Source organism: Aliikangiella litoralis (genome assembly GCF_052495765.1).
On record NZ_CP199292.1, the window covers coordinates 1,097,501 to 1,117,166 of the forward strand.

Sequence of the window (19,666 nt, forward strand, 5' to 3'; positions counted from 1 at the left end):
GGCGGCCGTAACTATAACGGTCCTAAGGTAGCGAAATTCCTTGTCGGGTAAGTTCCGACCTGCACGAATGGCGTAACGATGGCCATACTGTCTCCACCCGAGACTCAGTGAAATTGAAATTGCGGTGAAGATGCCGTATACCCGCGGCTAGACGGAAAGACCCCGTGAACCTTTACTATAGCTTCACACTGGACTTAGAACCTGCTTGTGTAGGATAGCTGGGAGGCTTTGAAGCGGTGACGCCAGTCATCGTGGAGCCAACCTTGAAATACCAGCCTGGTATGTTTTGAGTTCTAACGCAGACCCATTATCTGGGTCGCGGACAGTGTGTGGTGGGTAGTTTGACTGGGGCGGTCTCCTCCCAAAGAGTAACGGAGGAGCACGAAGGTACCCTAATCCCGGTCGGAAATCGGGAGTTTAGTGCAATGGTATAAGGGTGCTTGACTGCGAGACAGACACGTCGAGCAGGTGCGAAAGCAGGTCATAGTGATCCGGTGGTTCTGTATGGAAGGGCCATCGCTCAACGGATAAAAGGTACTCCGGGGATAACAGGCTGATACCGCCCAAGAGTTCATATCGACGGCGGTGTTTGGCACCTCGATGTCGGCTCATCACATCCTGGGGCTGTAGCCGGTCCCAAGGGTATGGCTGTTCGCCATTTAAAGTGGTACGCGAGCTGGGTTTAGAACGTCGTGAGACAGTTCGGTCCCTATCTGCCGTGGGCGTTGGAAATTTGAGGAGAGCTGCTTCTAGTACGAGAGGACCGAAGTGGACGAACCTCTGGTGTTCGGGTTGTCACGCCAGTGGCATTGCCCGGTAGCTATGTTCGGACAGGATAACCGCTGAAAGCATCTAAGCGGGAAGCCCCCTCCAAGATAAGATTTCCCTAGAGCTTTAAGCTCTCATAAGGAACGTTGAAGACTACGACGTTGATAGGCAAGGTGTGTAAGTGCTGTGAGGCATTGAGCTAACTTGTACTAATGATCCGAGAGGCTTGACCATATAACACCCAAGCGGTTTGTTTGGTGTGATTATAGAGTGAATTGTCATTTTACGAATAGTGTTGTTGAAGAAAACCTAGCTTGTACTTGTTTTTATTAAGATTGTAACAATTTGGTTAGTTGCAGAACTAACAGCTTAAGCTGAGAGGCTTGAGTAACAGTTTTGCCTGGTGATATTAGCGAACGGGAACCACCTGATCCCATCTCGAACTCAGAAGTGAAAACGTTCAGCGCCGATGATAGTGTGGGGTTTCCCCATGTGAAAGTAGGTCAACGCCAGGCGCTTATTTGAAGAGGCCCAATCGAAAGATTGGGCCTTTTTTTATGCGAGTTAGAATGGGTTTATCTTTTTATACTCGTTGTTTCCTTTAATGACGATTGTTAACTCTTTAATGAAAGGCGTTATAGGGGAAGTACTAAGTTGATAGTGCTTATTTCGAAAAGATTTTTAATTGAAGTTTTATTTATTTTAAATCGACTAATTATATAGGCATTCGATGATAAAAAGGATTGGAGCATATTCGTTAAGTTTTACCACCTGAAATATTCCTTCAGCAAAATTATGAATAAATACTACACTTATTTTGTTGATTCAAAATTAAAATACTAGAATTTTAGCCGTTACTAATGCATGAGTATTCACGCCATATTTTGTTAATGGAGCTTCAAAATGTCTAATGACCATACGATCTTGATTGTAGATGACGCTCAGGACAATAGATTGTTGTTAAGTATGCTTTTAGAGGAAAAGTATACTGTCATTGAAGTCGAATCTGGGCGTGCCTGTCTTGATTATGTATTAGAAAATTTGCCTGATCTAATCTTATTAGATGTCAATATGCCTGGGCTAACGGGATATGAGGTTTGTGTTAATCTTAGAAAAAATAAAAAAACCGAGGGTATACCTGTCATTTTTGTTTCTGCACTTGATAGCGCAGAAGAACGCTTAGCTGGTTTTGAAGCTGGTGCCGATGATTATATTACTAAACCTGTAGATGGTGAAGAATTATTAAAAAAAGTAGAGTTTCGTCTACAAAGAGTTCAAGAAATTGTTAAAGCCAAAAGTGATGCATCAGCTGCAATTAATGTGGCGATGGAAGCTATGACCTCTAGTAGCGAACTTGGCCAAATTATTCAGTTTGTAAAAAATGTACAGCAAATTGACTCTAAGTATGAAGTAGGACAAGCAATTATTGATATTGCTTCTAGCTTTAGTTTGAAGGCCTCTGCTTTGGTGGTAGATAGCCCCCCTATTGTTGTTGGGTGTGCTGAAGATAGTATTGAAGCAAAGTTACTAAGTCGATTTTTAGATAGTCCTGAGCGGGTCACAAATAGAGGGATCCGTACGGTTATCAGGAGTGAAAATATGGCGCTCTTGGTAAAAAATATGCCACTTGACGATGATACAAGGTATGGAAGGTTGAAGGATCATCTTGCTGTACTTGAGGATATTGCTAATGGCCGACTGCAAACTTTAAACGCTAGAGATTTAATTGAAAAGCAAAAGAGTAAACTTTTGAAAAAAGTGGTAGAGCTTGCTGAGAAACAAATTAAATTGACAAGTAAGAAAATCCATGAACATTCAGAAATGGTTAATAAGTCGATGGAGCAAATGCTCGACGAACTGGAAAGTATGCTTTTTAGCCTTGGGCTCGATGATGATCAAGAAAGAAAACTGATACAGCTTGCAGATCGGACTTCAATTAAACTTAATGAAAGCAATGAAGATACCAAAAAACTTGATTCGGAACTAGGTGTCATACTTGAGGCGCTTTATGATTTATTAGAAAAGGGAAATTAAGGCTTTAGTCATCATGTATAGAAAAACCAATTTACTTTGGCTTGCTGATCATAGCTATAAAGAAACTGCAGAGGAATTAGAAAATACCTCTGCGCAAATATACGATATTACAAACTCGAGTCAGCTTGACTTTTTAAAGAAAGAAATAAAAGATAATCAAATCGAAATTGATGTTTTAGTGATTCATGAAAATTGGCTGCAGCCATGGTTTGAACAGAAGCTAAAGCTTGATGGTATTACAACCAATATCAATTGTTCAATTATTATTAGTCTTATTGATAATGATGCCGAATTAGTCGAAAATTGCTATCTTAATGGTGCAAAAGAAGTGCTTATCAACCCAAGTAAGTTGATAATGTTAACTCGCATATCAGATCATATCGCTTACAAAATGGAAAAGCATCAGACTTCCCAGCAACTTTCAGAAGCTAGTCAAATGGCTATGTTAGCAATGACTGATGCAAGTGATTTAGGTAAAATGATTAAATTTGCGGAAACAGCCATATCTGCTAGCCGTTTTAGTGAGCTTGGTACTGCAATACTTGAATTTATTGAGGTTTCTTGTGAGTTTGCACTCGTAAAAATTGATACTAATGACAGTGCTAGATATTACGGTACGAATAATTATATTGATCCTGATCTCCATCGTTTAATTAATAAGTCTTCTCATGAAGAAAGAGTTGTGCGTCATGATGATATTCTTGAACTAAACGCATCTGGCATATCAATACTTCTTGCTGGACTACCTATTCACGAACCAGATAAGTTTGGCCGGATCCAAGACAGCTTGGCAACATTTATTTTGTTGTCTGAAAGATTTGTTGAAATGATATTAAACTTGGAAATGTTAGCTAAACAAGATAAAGCTCAAAAGCTATTTTTATCGGTTCTTGGTCACGAATTAAAAACGCCACTTAATGCTATACAAGGTTTTTCTAGTATACTTGCTAAAAAACTTTCTGAACAAAATGATAAATCTTCAAGTTCAGAATCTGAAATTTGCACAAGAATTCAAAAAAATAGTTGGAAGTTATCCAGCCTAATCGAAATGGGGATTGACTTAGAAAGAATCTCTCGAAGACAGTTAGAAAACCTGCATTATAATGATATTAATTTTGATCATATTATTTCTAAACAAAAATCATACTTTCATTCCATATTAAGTCTAGGTAATATTAATTTTGTTTTTGAAAACAAAATAGAACAAAGATTCTCCTGTGATTATGAACGTGTAAACCTTCTTGTTAGTTCATTAATTACAAATGCTATTGAAGAAATGCAAACTGGAAGTATTACTGTCATTGGAAGTTTAGAAAAATCTAAAAAAGGTACTCAAGTTTGTATTACATTATCTGATAGCTGTCAACAACTTAACGATGAAGCAATAAAGCAGTTAAGCAGAAACTTAAGCTTTAAAAATGCGATTAAAAAAAATAAAAATTCTAGGCGGGGTATTAGTTTTTATTATGGAAAGTTACTATGTTCACTGCTCGGCGGAGAGATGCTAGTTGAAAGGCTTAAACCAAAAGGTTTAGAAATTAAACTTCTATTTGATTTTATTGAAGCTAAATAGCAATAACTTTGTTTCTGCCTTGTTTTTTTGCCTGATATAAAGCTTTGTCTGCACGGTTAAGTAATTGTTCTAATGTTTCACCATTGAAATCAAGCTGTGATACTCCAATGCTGGCCGTTATATTTAATTGCTGAGGTTTTAACTGTTCAATTTTTTCTCTTAGATGGTTCGCTTTTACTTCAACATCTATTTGATTACAATGATCAAAAATAATAACAAATTCTTCTCCGCCTATTCTAGCAGTAATATCTTCTTTGCGAGTATGTCCTAATAGTAGCTCTCCAATTGCAATTAAAACTTTATCTCCTATCTCATGTCCGTGGTTATCATTAATTAGTTTAAAGTGATCAAGATCCATAATTGCTATTGATACAGGAACTTTATGGCGCAATGACTTTGCTATTTTTAAGCGTGCTGTTTCCATTAAGTAATGACGGTTATAAAGCTTAGTTAGTTGATCATGTAGTGCCATTTGTATAAGTTGATCTTTTTGATGTTTAATCATAATTTGATTTTTCACCCTGACTTTCACTATTGCAGGATGAATTGGTTTAGTGATATAGTCAACAGCACCTAGCTCTAATCCCATTTCTTCATCGTCATAATCAACTTTAGCTGTTACAAAAATCACAGGGATATCAATAGTTACCTGTGAAGCTCTAAGTTGCCTAAGCACTTCATATCCATTCATATCTGGCATTTCGATATCAAGTAAAATAAGATCAGGTTGAGGCGAATTGTTAGCTATCTTTAAACAGTCTTTACCATTTGTTGTCACTTTTATTTGATAATTATCTTGTAGAATTGTAGCCAACATCTGAATGTTAGCCGGTTGATCATCAACGATAAGTAGAATAGGATTGGTCATATTTTATTAACTACCTGATGCCTAAAACAATTATTAATTAACATAATAATTGCCTGATATCTTTAATTATAGACGCTGCTTTGTCTAATTCAAAAGTTTGGATTAATTGGCTTAATTGTTTTACTTTAGCGTTTAACTCTTTCCCTGGGTAGTGATTTTCTAAAGGTGTTAATTGCTCTAAAGAAATATACTCTCTGTTTTCAATTTTTGGGGCTATTTTATCGATGAATGCTATCAATGATGAAAGCTCTGCTGACTTTGGTGAAGATGAATTTTTAGTATCATCATTAATAAATTGAGTTAGATGTTCTAAGATATCTATTGCTTCTCGTTCAAAATCTTCAAATAAGAGAGTAAATTCTGAAATATTGTCTTCTTTTGCAGATTGTTCCAATTGAATGCAAACGGATTGTAATTTTTCGGCTCCAATATTAGCCGCCACACCTTTAAATGTATGAGCTAGGTGACGAATTTTTTTGTTATCTTGCATATCTATCGCTTTGTTCAATTGAACAATTTGACCTGGAATGTCCTTTATGAAAAGCTCAATTAACCGATTAAATATTTTTTCTTTTCCCATAACTCTCTTTAAGGCTGCTTCTTTATTCCAAAGCATATTTGCTGATATTTCTGACTTTGTTTCAGTTTTTTTAAGAGTAATATTTTTCGCCTTCATTTCTTTAGGAAACCACTTTTCTAGCTTGTTAAGTAATAAAACTGGATCAACGGGTTTGCTAATATAATCGCTCATACCTGCAGTGAGGCATTTTTCCTCATCGCCTATCATTGCATTTGCGGTCATTGCTATAATAGGCAATTCTTTGGCTGCACTACCGGCTTCGCCTTTTCTGATTCGCTTAGTCGCCTCATAACCGTCCATTCTAGGCATCTGGCAGTCCATGAGTATGAGGGCAAAAGGTAATTTTGATGATGTATTTGTTAGTATGTTTAGCGCATCTAAACCATCTTGTGCAACTTGACATGAAATACCTATTTCTTCAAGAAGACCAAGAGCTACTTCTTGGTTTATTTTATTATCTTCAACAAGTAATATTTTGAATTCACTATGCCAGGTTGTTGACTGCTCATTCAAAGGATAAAGTGTGTTGACGTCCTCTTTGTCAGCTAATAAAGGATATTCTTTTGTAACAAGTGGCTTTGTGGATATTAAAGTATCTTCATTATTATTGACCACGGATAAAGCCATAAAAAGGTCTTCTGTTGTAGCGGGTTTTGGAAAGTAGCTGCTAAAACCATGTTGGGCAAAATATTGTTGATCACCCTGATTACTCATGGAGGTCATCATAACAAGTTTCATTGATTTGTATCGTTGATCGTGACTTAATTTTTTACCAAGCTCCGCGCCATTCATGCCTGGCATCTGCATATCAACTAGGGCTATGTCAAAGAAAGAATGTTGAGAACTGTTTAAGCTTTCATGACATATGTCCAGAGCCTGGAGTGCATTTTCTGCTTCAAACACACTTGCGCCCCAACTTTCTAATTGAGTACGAATAACTTTTCTATTGGTAGAATTATCATCAACGATCAAAATATTAAGCTTTTCAATTGCAACTTTTGGTAAAACTTTTGTAGAACGTTTACTTTGTTTTAATTTTAAGCTAAAACTAAAACTGCTTCCTTTACCTAATTCACTTGATGCTTGAATATCTCCTCCCATCAATTGACAAAGCTTTTTTACAATACTGAGGCCTAGTCCTGTGCCTCCATACTTTCGTGTCGTTGAGGCATCTGCCTGAGTAAAAGCATTAAAAAGCTTTTTCTGATTTTTTAAAGAAATTCCAATGCCTGTATCAATAACTTGGCAATTAAAAATTAATTGCTCATCTGTTTCCTTTTCAATACTCGCTCTAATTACAATTTCACCTTTATTCGTAAATTTGATCGCATTTCCTACTAGATTAGTTAATATCTGTTGGAGCCTGTTTGGATCGCTTTTAACAAGTGAAAGGTCAATGTTGGTCATATCAAGCACTAATTCTATTCCTTTTTCTTGTGCTTTAAGTGCTAGTGATTCTGCAAATTCACCAAGTAGTTTTCTAAGGTCGAAATCAACAAATTCTAATTCCATTTTTCCAGCATCGACTTTTGAGAAGTCTAATATATCATTAATCAAGCTGAGTAATGAATTTGCACTGGAACGAGCAAGACGAACTCTTCTAAACTGCTCATTAGTTAATGAGGTATTAAGCAATAGATTTAACATACCGATAACACCATTCATAGGTGTTCTTATTTCATGGCTCATACTGGCAAGAAACTCGCTTTTAGTTCTAGCTGATTCTTCGGCTTGTTGTTTAGCTACTTCCAATTTTTCATTGGCTTTTTCATTAATTAATTTAAACGCAAACAATTCAGCAATATCATTTAAGAAAGCGACTTGTAAGTTGCTACGATCTGGATAAGGCTCTGTATATAAAAAGAGTACAGCTAGAACTTCTTGCTGATTAGATGAATGATTAACAATGGGAATGATATAGTGACCGTGTACTTTCATCTCAGGACAAGGGTGAGAATGATTGTTGTCAGTGAAGCAATCATCTGATGTTGTAATTTCTTTGTAAAGTGCGGCCTGCCCAAAAAGCCCACTGCCATAAGAAACAGTTTGCATATCTTTAATAAAAGTATCAGAAAACTTCCCACAAATGTTACTTATCACTAAGCGCTTATTTTTATTATCAGCCATAAAAAGACCGCCTTTAGGTTGAATGCTAATAAACTCAAAGTTAAACAACATATTAATTGCATCATTAATCAGTTCTTTCAGAGGTTTTTGTTGATTCAGTATTTCTGCTAATTTTAATTTTGCATTTGCTCTTTCCAGCTGACGGTTTTGAATGGATTCGACGAGCACTCGTTGCGTAATATCTCTAAAACTCCATACACGGCAGATACCTTCAGATTCAATTTTCATAGGGTGTGAATTGCATTTTAAAGTTCTTCCATCAATAAAGGATAAAGAATCAAAAGATTTTTTTTCACCGTCGAGTAAAAGTTTATTAATTTTTTCGATAAAACCTTTAGGTTTTTTGAGTTGTGCTAAGGCTGCTTTTAATAGTTGTTTTTCGGAAGATTCTTTTATTGTTTTTTGATCTATATTCCATAGTGCAAGAAATTGACTGTTAGTATGAAGAATTTCACCATGACTATTAGTTACCAAAATACCATTGTCTGAAGCTTCAAGTGTTGCTTCAACGAGTTCTCTGGCTGCAATAGTCGCTATTTCTGATAGCTTACTTTCTGTGATGTCAAGATGGGTACCTATCATTCTAACAGGGTTGTTTCTCTCATCCCTTTCAACAACTTGCCCAGTATCTACTACCCATACCCAATATCCTGCTTTGTGTTTCATTCTTGATTGGCAAATATAGAATTCTGTTTCTCCTTGCCAGTGTGCTTGAAGTGCACGTTCTGAACGTTCTTTATCATCCGGATGTGTATAGGCTAGTTTGGTTTCAAAAGATATTGGTTGGAGTTCTTCTAATTGATAACCAATAATTGATGCCCAGCGTTCATTAAATTGTGTCTCTCCTGTTTTAATATTCCAGTCCCAAGTTCCAACTCCTGTACTCTGTATTACTAATGCTAAATTCTGAGCGCTTTTTTCTAGCGCAATTTGTGAAGCTTTCTGCTCGCTAATATCTTTACCAATGCCTAAATACCCAACCGTATCGCCTTTTTCATTAGTGAGTGCTGAAACCGATAACTGAATTGGAAAAGTAGAGCCATCTTTTCTTACATAGGTCCACTCTCGTTCATCACTTTGACCTGTTTTGGTTCGGGCAATAAAAACTTCAAAACCAAGTGGCACTTCATAACCTAAAAGTTTATTTAATTCCGCAGCATATTCTATTACTTCATCAACGACATGAATTATTGCTGGCGTTTGTTTATTTACCATTTCTTCAGCACGATAGCCTAAAAGTTTTTCTGCTCCTCGATTAAAGCTTTTTATTAGTCCATTTGTATCAGTAGATATAATTGAAAATTCAGCCGCATTTAGAATTGATTGAGCAAAAGTATTTGAGGCTCGAAGTGCTGCTTCTACCTTTTTTAGTTCTGTAATATCTGTTTTTATTGCAATATAACTTTCAGGTTTATTATTATTATCTAAAATTGGAACAATAGTCGTATCAACCCAATAGTCCTCTCCTTGTTTATTTTGATTACATAGCTCACCAGACCAAACATTTCCACTGGTAATTGTTTTATATATACTTTTAAAAAATTGTTTACTATGCTTATTTGAATTCAATAGCTGATGATTTTTACCAATCAATTCTTTGATTGTATAGCCGCTTATATCGGCAAATTTCTGATTGGCATAAGTAATTGCTCCTTGGGTATTAGTTATGGCAACGATTGAGTGTTGATCTAATGCAAATTGTCGTTCTACTAATTGTTTATCACTAATGTTCTTTTGTATCATTAGATTGTTGAAGCTACGTGCAAGCACTCCTATTTCATCTTTTGACCTTACCGGTAGCTCACCAAGTACACCTTCTTTTTCGAGTTTTTCTATCGAAATAGTTATTTTTTCTAATGGCGTAAGAAGTCGTCTAGAACCCCAGACAGAAAAGACTAATGCAATAAGTGCGAGAATTCCTCCTGTTATCAAACTACGGTTTCTTAAAGCAGCTAAAGAAAACTGCATAGAATCTTCTTTATTCTTAAGAAATAGGTAGAATGAATTGTTTTGAGATTTTGTACCAAGTACTATTTTAGATAGATGACCATTTAACTCTGGTAAGGCTTTTTCATGAGGTACATTATCTTTGTTGATAGAATTCCATTCTTTTATATAATAGCCTAGTGACTTAAACTCATCTGTAATTCGATAAGTTGAATTAAATTCAAAACCAAAAGTTTTACTGTCATCAGGGTGAATCAAAAAGTCACCTTGTTGATTTGTTAAGTAAAGTTGAAAATCTTGGTTGGAATCTTTGATTAATAAATCCTTCAGTGATGAAAAGTCAACACTAATAATGAGCATACCAAAACGTTGCTTTGAAGTTTTGTCAAATATTGGTATGCCTACTCTTAATACTGGTTGAATAGGAGTAGTGATTTTTTCATTATCACGATTTAGATTTATTGGTGAAAAGTAGATGTTTTGAGCATCAAGTTTCATTAATTCTGTAAAGTATTCACGATGATTTTTACTTTGTAGCTTATTTGAAGGAATAATGATGATTTGCTCATTTTTTTTAGTCACATTAATCAATTCTTTTCCATTATTAGCTACTCCAATAAGTCTAAGTTTTATGTAACTCTTTCGGTTAATGATTAATTGAGAAAATGTTTGCTCCAGTAAGTTTTTCCAGAGTTCATATTGTTCTGAATCTTTGGTGTTAATTGAATCGATCATTGCTTGAACTGGTGGCGTTTGAGCTAAGAAATAGGAATCGCTAACTGCTTGTTGGTATAAAGTGCTCAACAGTGGTTGAAATAAGCTTGCTTCTGTCTCAAGTGCTTTTAAAGCACGTTCTTTAATTAACTTCTCACTATCAATATAAAAGTTGATGCTAATGACAAAAGCAACAAGTAATGTCAAGCAAAAAGCTGCCGCTGGAACCAGAATGGCTTGAGGTATTTTTGCTTTTCCAACTTTTAGAAGCTGACTTTGTCTATTTGGGGCCATATATGCTGGTTAAGTCTTTGTTGAAAAATGTTAATTAACCAATTGAGATTTTATTTTTGACTTGCTTTCTATTTAGTGGAGAAAAGAAAAAACCATAATTTTCAATGAGATATACATTTTTCAATAATCATTATTTATTAAGCATAGTCGCTTTAATTTAATCTTCAAGTAATTAAAAATCTGGTGTATTAGCCGTTAAGAATTCTTACTGGTAGAAAAATGTTGTATTAAATATAGAATGATAAATTTTAACTTTAAAGTAGTTTACCGCAAAGAATTATATAGCTTGTAGAGGTGATTATAAAAGAAAAAATCTATAGCGCTTCCGTATGATTCATCATTATGTTGTAAATACTTATGATATTGGGTCATATGTCTTTATTTTTAAACTTTTTATACTAAAAGTGAATAAAATTATAGACTTTTATGAGTTACTATAAAAGTCTTGAGGTATTCCTGAGTAGTTTTCTGCAAAAGATTTTGATGCAGCCCGAGAGTTTATCATATAACGAAGTGCTGAAGTTTGTTGCCTGATATCGAATGAGTCACCATTAACAGGTTTATGAAATAACCTGGTTGCAAAATTAGAAAACTCTTCTCCTCTCCAAAAACGTTTTAATGCTTCGCCTTCATACTGATTTAATAAATTAGAACAGTTATTTTGATAGTAATCTTGTATTGCTGTAGACAAAAGGCAAACATCTGATACAGCTAAATTCAGTCCCTTTGCAGCAGATGGTGGGACGATATGTGCGGCGTCACCGACTAAGTAAAGCCTTCCTGCTTGCATTTTTTCACAAACAAAACTTCGCATCGATACGATATCTTTCTTTATTATTTCTCCTCTAATAAGAGATATATTGCTATCACTAGCCGTTCTTAACTCCAGTTCACTCCATACTCTTTCATCATCCCATTCTTCTAATGTTGAATTTTTGGGACATTGTAAATACATTCTCTGTATCTTAGGTGATCTGCTACTAATCAATGCAAAGCCAGCATTATGTGATGCATAGGTCAGTTCTTCAGATACTCTTGGAGATTCTGTTAAAATGCCTAACCAGCTAAAGGGATAATCTTTAAAAAATTCGGGTCTTTCTCTTTTAGGGATCGTTGCTCTGCTGACGCCATGATAACCATCACAACCAATAACAAAATCCGCACTGATATTATAATCTTCTTCTTCAATGTTAAAAGATATTTGAGGAGAGGTTTCATAATTTTTGATTGTTACATTTGAAACATTAAATAATATAGGTAGCGCTAAACTTTCTCTGTGAAATAAAAAATCTTTTACGATTTCTTGTTGAGGATGTAGTGCTACACTACGTCCTCCTGTTAATTCATTAACATCAATACGATGGCATTGATTATCAAATATTAAGTTAAAACCTTCATGTATTACTCCCTGTTTTTTAAAAACATGAGAAAAACCTATTGTCTTAAGTACATCAATTGTATTTTGATCAATAATACCTGCGCGCACGCGATTAAGTATTTTATTTCGGCTATTTTTCTCAAGTATTATAGAGTCTATACCAACTTGTTGAAGAATATGGGCGAGAATTAATCCTGATGGTCCTGCTCCTATAATACACACCTGAGTTTTTGTTTTCATTTTTTCCTTACCTAAAAAATAACTACTTAATAAAATTTATTAATAACAAATAAAGATAATTTTACTGAATTATTTAGATGTTTTATAAAAAATTAATTTAATAGCTTGTGGTTGTGTCGATTCACTCTTATGTTTATTGCTATGCCTATGCGTCAACCTATTTAAGGTTGAGTAAAAACTATTCTTGATTGTATTTTTTGTGGCGAATATTGCAAGTGAAAAAATATATTTGCTTGTCAATTTTTATAAATTAAGTAAAAGAATAATTATTGTTTCAGGTGTTATCTCTAGAATATATTTTATATGAAGTGTGTTTGGTTGTTGTTTATCTCTTTTTAAATAATTGATTTTATTTTTTTATATAAAGTACATGTGTGATTTTATTTTTCATGTGATTAGTGTCACATTTGTTTCATTGAAGTTGTATTGTTTAAAAAAAAATCCATTGCTAGAATGATTTAAGAAAGAGAAACGTAATTTTGTTTTGTTAAAAATAAACATATAAGTTTTTATGTTTTTTTTGAAGTCGCTAGCTTGCATATGGAAGTGGCCTCTTTAAAAAATGGAATTTCTCTTGATGAATGGAAGGCATGTTTAATTTTTTGTTTTAACAATAATCATTGATTGGACTGCTATATTACTTCTTTAAAAAATAAAAATATTATTGTGAAAGTTTTATTAATAGACAACTACGATAGCTTTACCTTTAATCTATACCAATATATTGGTGAAGTTTTTGGTGTATTACCTACCGTCGTAAAAAATAATAACCATCATGTTATTACTGATGAATTCGATGCAATTATTATTTCGCCTGGTCCAGGATCGCCATATAACAGTGGTGATATCGGAATTTGTGAAGAGATAATTAATAGTACAACGAAACCTTTATTGGGCATATGTCTCGGTCATCAAGCCATTGTTGCTAATCATGGTGGGAAAGTAGATGTCGCTGACGTACCTTTTCATGGAAGAATGAGTAAAGTTGTGCATGGAGGAAGAGGAATTTTTCACAATTTACCCAATCCATTAGAAATAATCAGATATCACTCATTAATTGCTTTACAGCCGTTACCTGAATCTTTGATTAGCACAGCATTTACAGAAGATGGATTAATAATGGGCGTAGAACATCGAGAAAAACCAATTTGGGGGGTGCAGTTTCACCCTGAATCAATTTATTCTGAATGTGGCCGGCAACTTATAAGTAATTTTAAAGCGTTAGCAGAATCATATCTATCAAAAGAAAAAAGGTTGTTTCTATTTGATGATGACATCAAACATTTACCTGTTAATAAACAGTCGACTCACACTAAATATTGGTTATGCAAGCATTTAAAACTAGATATAAAAGCTTCTTCTGTAGATGTTTTTAATTATTTTTATAAAAAATCAAAATATAGTTTTTGGTTAGATTCTAGTAGTACAAATAATTCCGAAGCGCGATATTCATTTATGGGAGATACTTCTGGTCCTCATGCGTTTTGGTTTTCATATTCAGTAGATAAAAAAAGTATTTATATTGATAAGCATGGTCAGCTTTCAACAATACCAAAAACATATAGTGAGTTTGTAGGAGATGTATTATCCCAAAAAGTAGAAGGGACAGAAGAGTTACCATTTGATTTTTGTGGTGGTTTGGTTGGATATCAAGGGTATGAATTAAAATCTGAAACAGAGTTTGTTTCAAATCTACACGCGTCAAAATATCCTGATGCTGCGGGTATGTTTGTTGATAGATTTATTACCTTTGATCATAAAACGGGGTTGATTTATATTGTAGCTATTGAAAAAGAAGAAGTATGTGACTTGACAGATTCTGCTGATGAATGGATTGAGCGCATGGTTAATCAACTATCTCAAGTTGATAGTTTCTCTTCTAATGAAAACTCAAAACTTATTCATAATACAGAATTAAATATAAAGCCTGTAGAAGTTGTTGAGTTTGATTTAGAGGATGATGTTAATAGCTATGTTAAAAAAATAGAACAATGTAAAGAGTATATACATCGGGGAGAAAGTTACGAAATATGCATGACTAACCGATTGTCTTCGAAGCTTAAGGTCGCTGAACCTCTTTCTCTCTACCGCATATTGAGAGAAATTAATCCTGCACCAAGATCCGTTTATCTACATAGTCCCGAGTTTTCTATTTTAAGCTCATCACCTGAGAAGTTTATAAGTGTGGGTAGAAACATGGTTGTTGAAGCAAAACCGATAAAAGGTACCCGTAAGAGAGGAAATACTGAAATAGAAGATCAAATTTTAATTGATGATTTAACTCACAGTGAAAAAGACCATGCTGAGAATTTAATGATTGTTGATCTTTTGCGTAATGATTTAAATAGAGTGTGTGAAGCTGGTTCTGTTTGGGTTCCAAAACTAATGCAAATTGAAACTTATGCATCGGTGCATCAACTCGTATCAACGATTCGTGGAAGGTTACGCGAAGATGAATCTTTAGCCTCGTTATTTAATTCGACCTTTCCTCCTGGATCAATGACCGGGGCGCCTAAAAAAAGAACTTTAGAAATACTTGATCAACTTGAAAATTCGGCAAGAGGAATATATTCAGGCTCAATTGGTTATATGTCTTTAAATGGAGCAAGTGAACTTAATGTTGCAATTAGAACGTTAGTTGTTGATTCGGACAGAATTGAAATTGGTGTTGGTGGAGCAGTTACATGGCTTTCTGATGCAGAAGAAGAGTTTGAGGAGATTTTAATTAAGGGAGGAGCATTAATGAAGGCTGTTGCAAAATATACGACTGGTGATGAAACCTGCTATCAGGTTAATGGTAAAGATTATCAAAAGCCTATTGAAATTATTACTCAAACTACTGTAGATAAATCTTTTCAATATGTTAAAGGTTCCTTTGAGATAGAAGAAGGAGTAGAAGCGTGAGTAAGTATCATATAGTCGTTGGCGAAATAGATTATGCTCTAATTAGTTTGTTATTAACTATTATTACAAAACCCATAACTAAGAAGGCTGTATTAGTAGTAAGAGAAGATAATAAAGCTGGTGATCTGAAAATACATCTTAGAAATCAGTTGAGGGCTTTAGCAAGAAAAGATGATGAACTCTTATCTGTTAATCAATTGAATAAGTTTACGGTATATTCTGCTCCTTCAGATACAAGAGGTTATGATTATATTAGTCAAGTTGAAAAGCTATTTTCAGCTGTAGATGCTTGTCAATATGATGTGACTACATGGGAGTTAGGTGCCGATAGTAAAACAACATTAAGTTTGTCTTGTCCTCAATTAATAACGAGTCATATTATTAAAAAAAGCGGTTATGTTAAGGCAAAGCTTGGCTCGAATATCAAAGAAGCAGATAACCTTCTAGAAAAAGATAAAAGAAAAACTTGTTATAAAACGACAGAATTTAATTTTGCAAATTTGATATCAGAAACTGGTCAATATGTTGATGCTGTTGATAGTCCTCTTAATCGCTATATTTTCAGTATTATTAGTTTTTCAAAAAAAATCACTGAAGGCTCTTTAAAATTGTTTCTTCCTAAGAACGCGTTTTTATTATTTTCAACATTTGATCAGAATATAAAAAACAGGCTGTTCAATGAGTCTTTTAAACAAAGTTCGGTAGAAGCAATTAATTATCAACTGAAAATATCTTTACGTGAGTTTATAACTGTCACGACTTCAGCAATAAAAATAACAATAAACTTCTTAGATAAACCTCATAGAGATCAGAGTAAACAAGAGTATTATTTCAACCAGTTAATAATTGATAGTGGTCTTTGTATAAGTTTTGATGAAAAATCAAATGAAAACTCAAAAGTAAAGCATTTAGAAAGTAATGCTTTCTTACAGAAAATAAATAGAAAAATTAACTCTATTAATAAGTGGTATGACGATATTTCAATTGATGCGATTTTATTTGCTAAAGAAAAGAAGCATTTATCACATATGAATTTTGCCGAACGCATTTTAGCAATTGCTGAAAAATTGGATATGAATAAAAATGCGATATGCCATTCTTCAGGTGATTTGAAATACAGTGAGTTAAAGTCTGTTTTGAATCAGTGTGTGTGTAATTTACTGAACTCAAAAATAGAAACAGGCACAAGAGTCGCTATTGTTGCAACTGATAGTTCTCAGTTTGTCATTGTTTTATTGTCTCTTATTTATATTGGATGTACGGTAATTATTATCAATCCACTCTTAAAATTAGCAAGTATTGTTAATGCTATCAATTCAGCGAAAATTGATTCAATTATTGGTGATGTTGAATTTTTGAGTTTAGTTAGTGAAGATACTATAAATCAATTGCAGGCAACTTGCTTATCTACTAATTTAGAAGAATTAGTCAATCGAAAAAATACTACACCTATTGAATGGACTCCTGCTTATACAAGACCTCTAGATTTTGCTATAGGAATGTTTACATCCGGTACTACTGGTAAGCCAAAGTTAATACTACATCGACACCAAGATTTTATAGTCGCGGCAGAGCGTTATGCTGCTCAAGTGTTAAATTTAAATGCTAGTGATCGTACACTTTCTCTTTCAAGAATGAGTTTTTCATTTGGTTTGCATAATGTTTTTAACGCGCTTTATCACGGTGCAACAACAATATTGCCGCCGAAAAAGTTAGCGGTTGAAAATATTGTTCAAACGATAAAGTGTTATCAACCAAGTGTTTTATATGCAGTGCCAACTGTATATCAATTCTTACTTGCTCATGAAAGCTTACAGGAAAATGACTTGAAAAAAGTACGTTGTTTGGTCTCGGCTGGAGATCGCTTACCTGCTGAGTTGAATAGAAAGTTTCAAATTAAATTTGGGTTACCTATTTTAGATAGCTTAGGTTCAACAGAAGCTTATAGTACATATTTAACCAATATTCCGGGGCATGAAAGTGTACGCGGAGCTACGGGAAAAATTATACCCGGTTTTGATGCAAAAATTATTAATGAAAAAGGTGCTATCTGCTCTTGCGGTGAAATTGGAACTTTATGGTTAAAGGGGCCTGCATTACTAAGTCGATATGAAAATGATGCTGACATTACCGACTTAAGGTTTAAAGATGGTTGGTATTGTACAAATGATATGTTCGAACGTGATAGAAGTGGATTTTATTATTACTTTGGGCGTGCTGATGATGTCATAAAAGTTTCAGGTCAATGGGTTTCACCTCAAGAAATTGAAAATGTTTTATTAGAACACCCTGATGTTATTGAAGCAGCAGTCGTTCCTATTGGCGACTCAGAAACTACAACTCGACCAAAAACTTTTGTTGTAACAAATCGCCAAGATCATAAACAGTTAGTTGGTGAGCTAAAGGATTTTGTTAAAGAAAAACTAGAGTGTTGGAAGTATCCTCACTTAATACAGTTTGTTAATGAATTACCAAAAACAGTGACTGGTAAGCTGCAAAGACACCAGCTTAGAGACGCTAATTTTAAATCAGATAAAGTGTTGGAGGAAAATTATGTGGCATCGAATTAAGTTTGTTTTTGATAAAACTCTTACTGTATCCAATGCGTTGGATAAAGCGGTAGATGCATATGGAAAAGATTTTACGATATTAAAATTTAGCGGTAGTCAAAAGCATTTAGGAATAACTGGCAATGAATTAACTTTTGGTAAATTAAAATCGGTGGTTAATCAACTGTCTAACTATTTAGTTAGTGTTGGGGTTAAACGTTTTGATCGGGTTGCTATATGTAAAGCCGCAGGAGTTGATTATTTAATATTGAGTTTGGCTATTTATCGGTGTGGCGCAATATCTGTTCCTGTTAATGGGAATATGTCGAGTGATAACCTCAATAAATATCTTGAAGATACCGGTTGTCGATTTGTTTTTGTTGATGAGTTTTCAGTGAGTAAACTTGATTCAAAAATGATAGTAAATAGTGTTATTTCTGCAATAAAAACAGGAAAACGAGGAATAGAATTATTAGGTGCTGATGAAGGTGAGGTTACATTAAGCTCGATGAGTGAAAATTTCTCTGCAGTCGAAATTCATGAACACGATGATGTGATTATTGTTCACACTTCAGGAACTACCGGATTTCCTAAAGGCGTTTTACATGGCTCTCATAGTATGATCCGTGGCACAAAAGCTCAACTAAAACTACAACCTATAACACGAAATAATTACTTTTTAGCTGCATCACCTGCTAATCATCATATTACTCAGGCTTCAATATTTGCAACTTTAACAACCGGAATGCCTACTTTTGTTCCTTCAGATGAAAACCCGGTTCAATTATTAAAACTGATCGAGCAAGAAAAAATTACTTTAATGCTAGCTTTTCCTGATATTTATTCTGAAATGTGTGCACAAAATTTAGATAGATATGACTTAAGTAGAATGAAAATATGGATGGCTGGAGGTGACTCAAGCCATGAAGCTCATATTAAAAAGTTAACAAACTATGGCGCTTTTCTCAAAATTTTTAATAAAAAAATTATAGGCTCTGCTTACACTGAATTTTTTGGTACCTCAGAGGTTGGTTTTGCTGCATTTATGAAAGTAAGCTATTCATCTACTCGTCAATTTCAACGTTGTGTTGGCAAACCAACTCCATTTAGTCCAAAAATTAAAATTGCTGATGCTGAAGGAAATGCATTGCCTGTCGGTACACCAGGGAGGTTAATGGTTAAAGGTCCTACTTTATTTAAAGGTTATTGGAATGCTCATGATAAATTGCATGGGGTTTACATTGATGGTTGGTGGTGGACTGGAGATATCGTTTATAAAGATTCAAGCGGTCAATATTATCATATGGATAGAGGAGTTGATGTTATACAAACCAACAGTCACCAAGTATTTTCACTTCCTATTGAAGAAGCTATTCTGAAACTTCCAAATGTTTATGAAGCTGTTGTGGTGGGCAAAAACAATGGAAAAGAAACAACCCCACTTATTATTGTGGAACCCATTGTTGGCAAAAGTGTTGAAGAAAAAGAAGTTCGTGATGCTATAAAAAATGAATTTAGCGGACTGCCATCTTTTGAAATTGAAGTGCTAACTGCCTCTCAAAGCTTACCAAGAGGACTGACCGGTAAAGTACTTAAAAAGCAGATAAGAGAAGATTTAATGAAACAAAAAGAGACTGTGGAATTAAATGAAGTAGAGTTTGCTTAAGTTTTAAGAAATAAAAAACTTAAA

At 34.3% G+C, this 19,666-nt stretch carries 8 protein-coding genes and 2 rRNA genes (1 of these 10 only partly in view); 7 read left to right on the plus strand and 3 right to left on the minus strand.

Going from position 1 to position 19,666, the window contains the following annotated elements:
- The 4 genes from ACT5E3_RS04830 to ACT5E3_RS04845 all read left to right on the plus strand — a co-directional run.
- A 23S ribosomal RNA gene (locus tag ACT5E3_RS04830) occupies window positions 1–1,002 on the plus strand (it extends 1,892 nt beyond the left edge of the window).
- Window positions 1,003–1,167: 165 nt separating this feature from the next.
- Window positions 1,168–1,283: ribosomal RNA gene (gene rrf, locus ACT5E3_RS04835) — 5S ribosomal RNA — on the plus strand.
- A 388-nt stretch (window positions 1,284–1,671) separates the two neighbouring features.
- Window positions 1,672–2,802 carry a response regulator gene (locus ACT5E3_RS04840; RefSeq protein ID WP_444997177.1) on the plus strand — a complete coding sequence of 377 codons (1,131 nt, stop codon included), beginning with the start codon at window positions 1,672–1,674 and terminating at the stop codon, window positions 2,800–2,802.
- A 13-nt stretch (window positions 2,803–2,815) separates the two neighbouring features.
- Window positions 2,816–4,375: a sensor histidine kinase gene (locus ACT5E3_RS04845; protein WP_444997178.1), complete on the plus strand. Its 1,560-nt coding sequence runs from the start codon at window positions 2,816–2,818 to the stop codon at window positions 4,373–4,375.
- On the opposite strand, the gene ACT5E3_RS04850 is transcribed toward ACT5E3_RS04845, so the two are convergent.
- From ACT5E3_RS04850 to ACT5E3_RS04860, 3 genes are all read right to left on the minus strand, one after another.
- Window positions 4,368–5,243 (minus strand): diguanylate cyclase, encoded by an 876-nt coding sequence (locus ACT5E3_RS04850; protein WP_444997179.1) that lies wholly within the window; start codon window positions 5,241–5,243, stop codon window positions 4,368–4,370. The two genes, ACT5E3_RS04845 and ACT5E3_RS04850, sit on opposite strands and share 8 nt — an antisense overlap.
- Before the next feature lie 37 nt (window positions 5,244–5,280).
- Window positions 5,281–10,905 carry a PAS domain S-box protein gene (locus tag ACT5E3_RS04855; protein ID WP_444997180.1) on the minus strand — a complete coding sequence of 1,875 codons (5,625 nt, stop codon included), beginning with the start codon at window positions 10,903–10,905 and terminating at the stop codon, window positions 5,281–5,283.
- Window positions 10,906–11,329: 424 nt separating this feature from the next.
- Entirely contained in the window at window positions 11,330–12,523 is a 1,194-nt protein-coding gene (locus ACT5E3_RS04860) for a 4-hydroxybenzoate 3-monooxygenase (RefSeq protein WP_444997181.1), read from the minus strand.
- Window positions 12,524–13,189: 666 nt separating this feature from the next.
- On the opposite strand from ACT5E3_RS04860, the gene pabB reads away from it, so the two are divergent.
- The 3 genes from pabB to ACT5E3_RS04875 are packed head-to-tail and all read left to right on the plus strand — an operon-like array spanning window position 13,190 to window position 19,642.
- Window positions 13,190–15,427 carry an aminodeoxychorismate synthase component I gene (gene pabB, locus ACT5E3_RS04865; protein WP_444997182.1) on the plus strand — a complete coding sequence of 746 codons (2,238 nt, stop codon included), beginning with the start codon at window positions 13,190–13,192 and terminating at the stop codon, window positions 15,425–15,427.
- Entirely contained in the window at window positions 15,424–17,997 is a 2,574-nt protein-coding gene (locus tag ACT5E3_RS04870; protein WP_444997183.1) for an AMP-binding protein, read from the plus strand. The genes pabB and ACT5E3_RS04870 overlap by 4 nt, the downstream gene beginning before the upstream one ends.
- Entirely contained in the window at window positions 17,981–19,642 is a 1,662-nt protein-coding gene (locus ACT5E3_RS04875) for a class I adenylate-forming enzyme family protein (RefSeq protein ID WP_444997184.1), read from the plus strand. The genes ACT5E3_RS04870 and ACT5E3_RS04875 overlap by 17 nt, the downstream gene beginning before the upstream one ends.
- Window positions 19,643–19,666 lie beyond the last annotated feature (24 nt).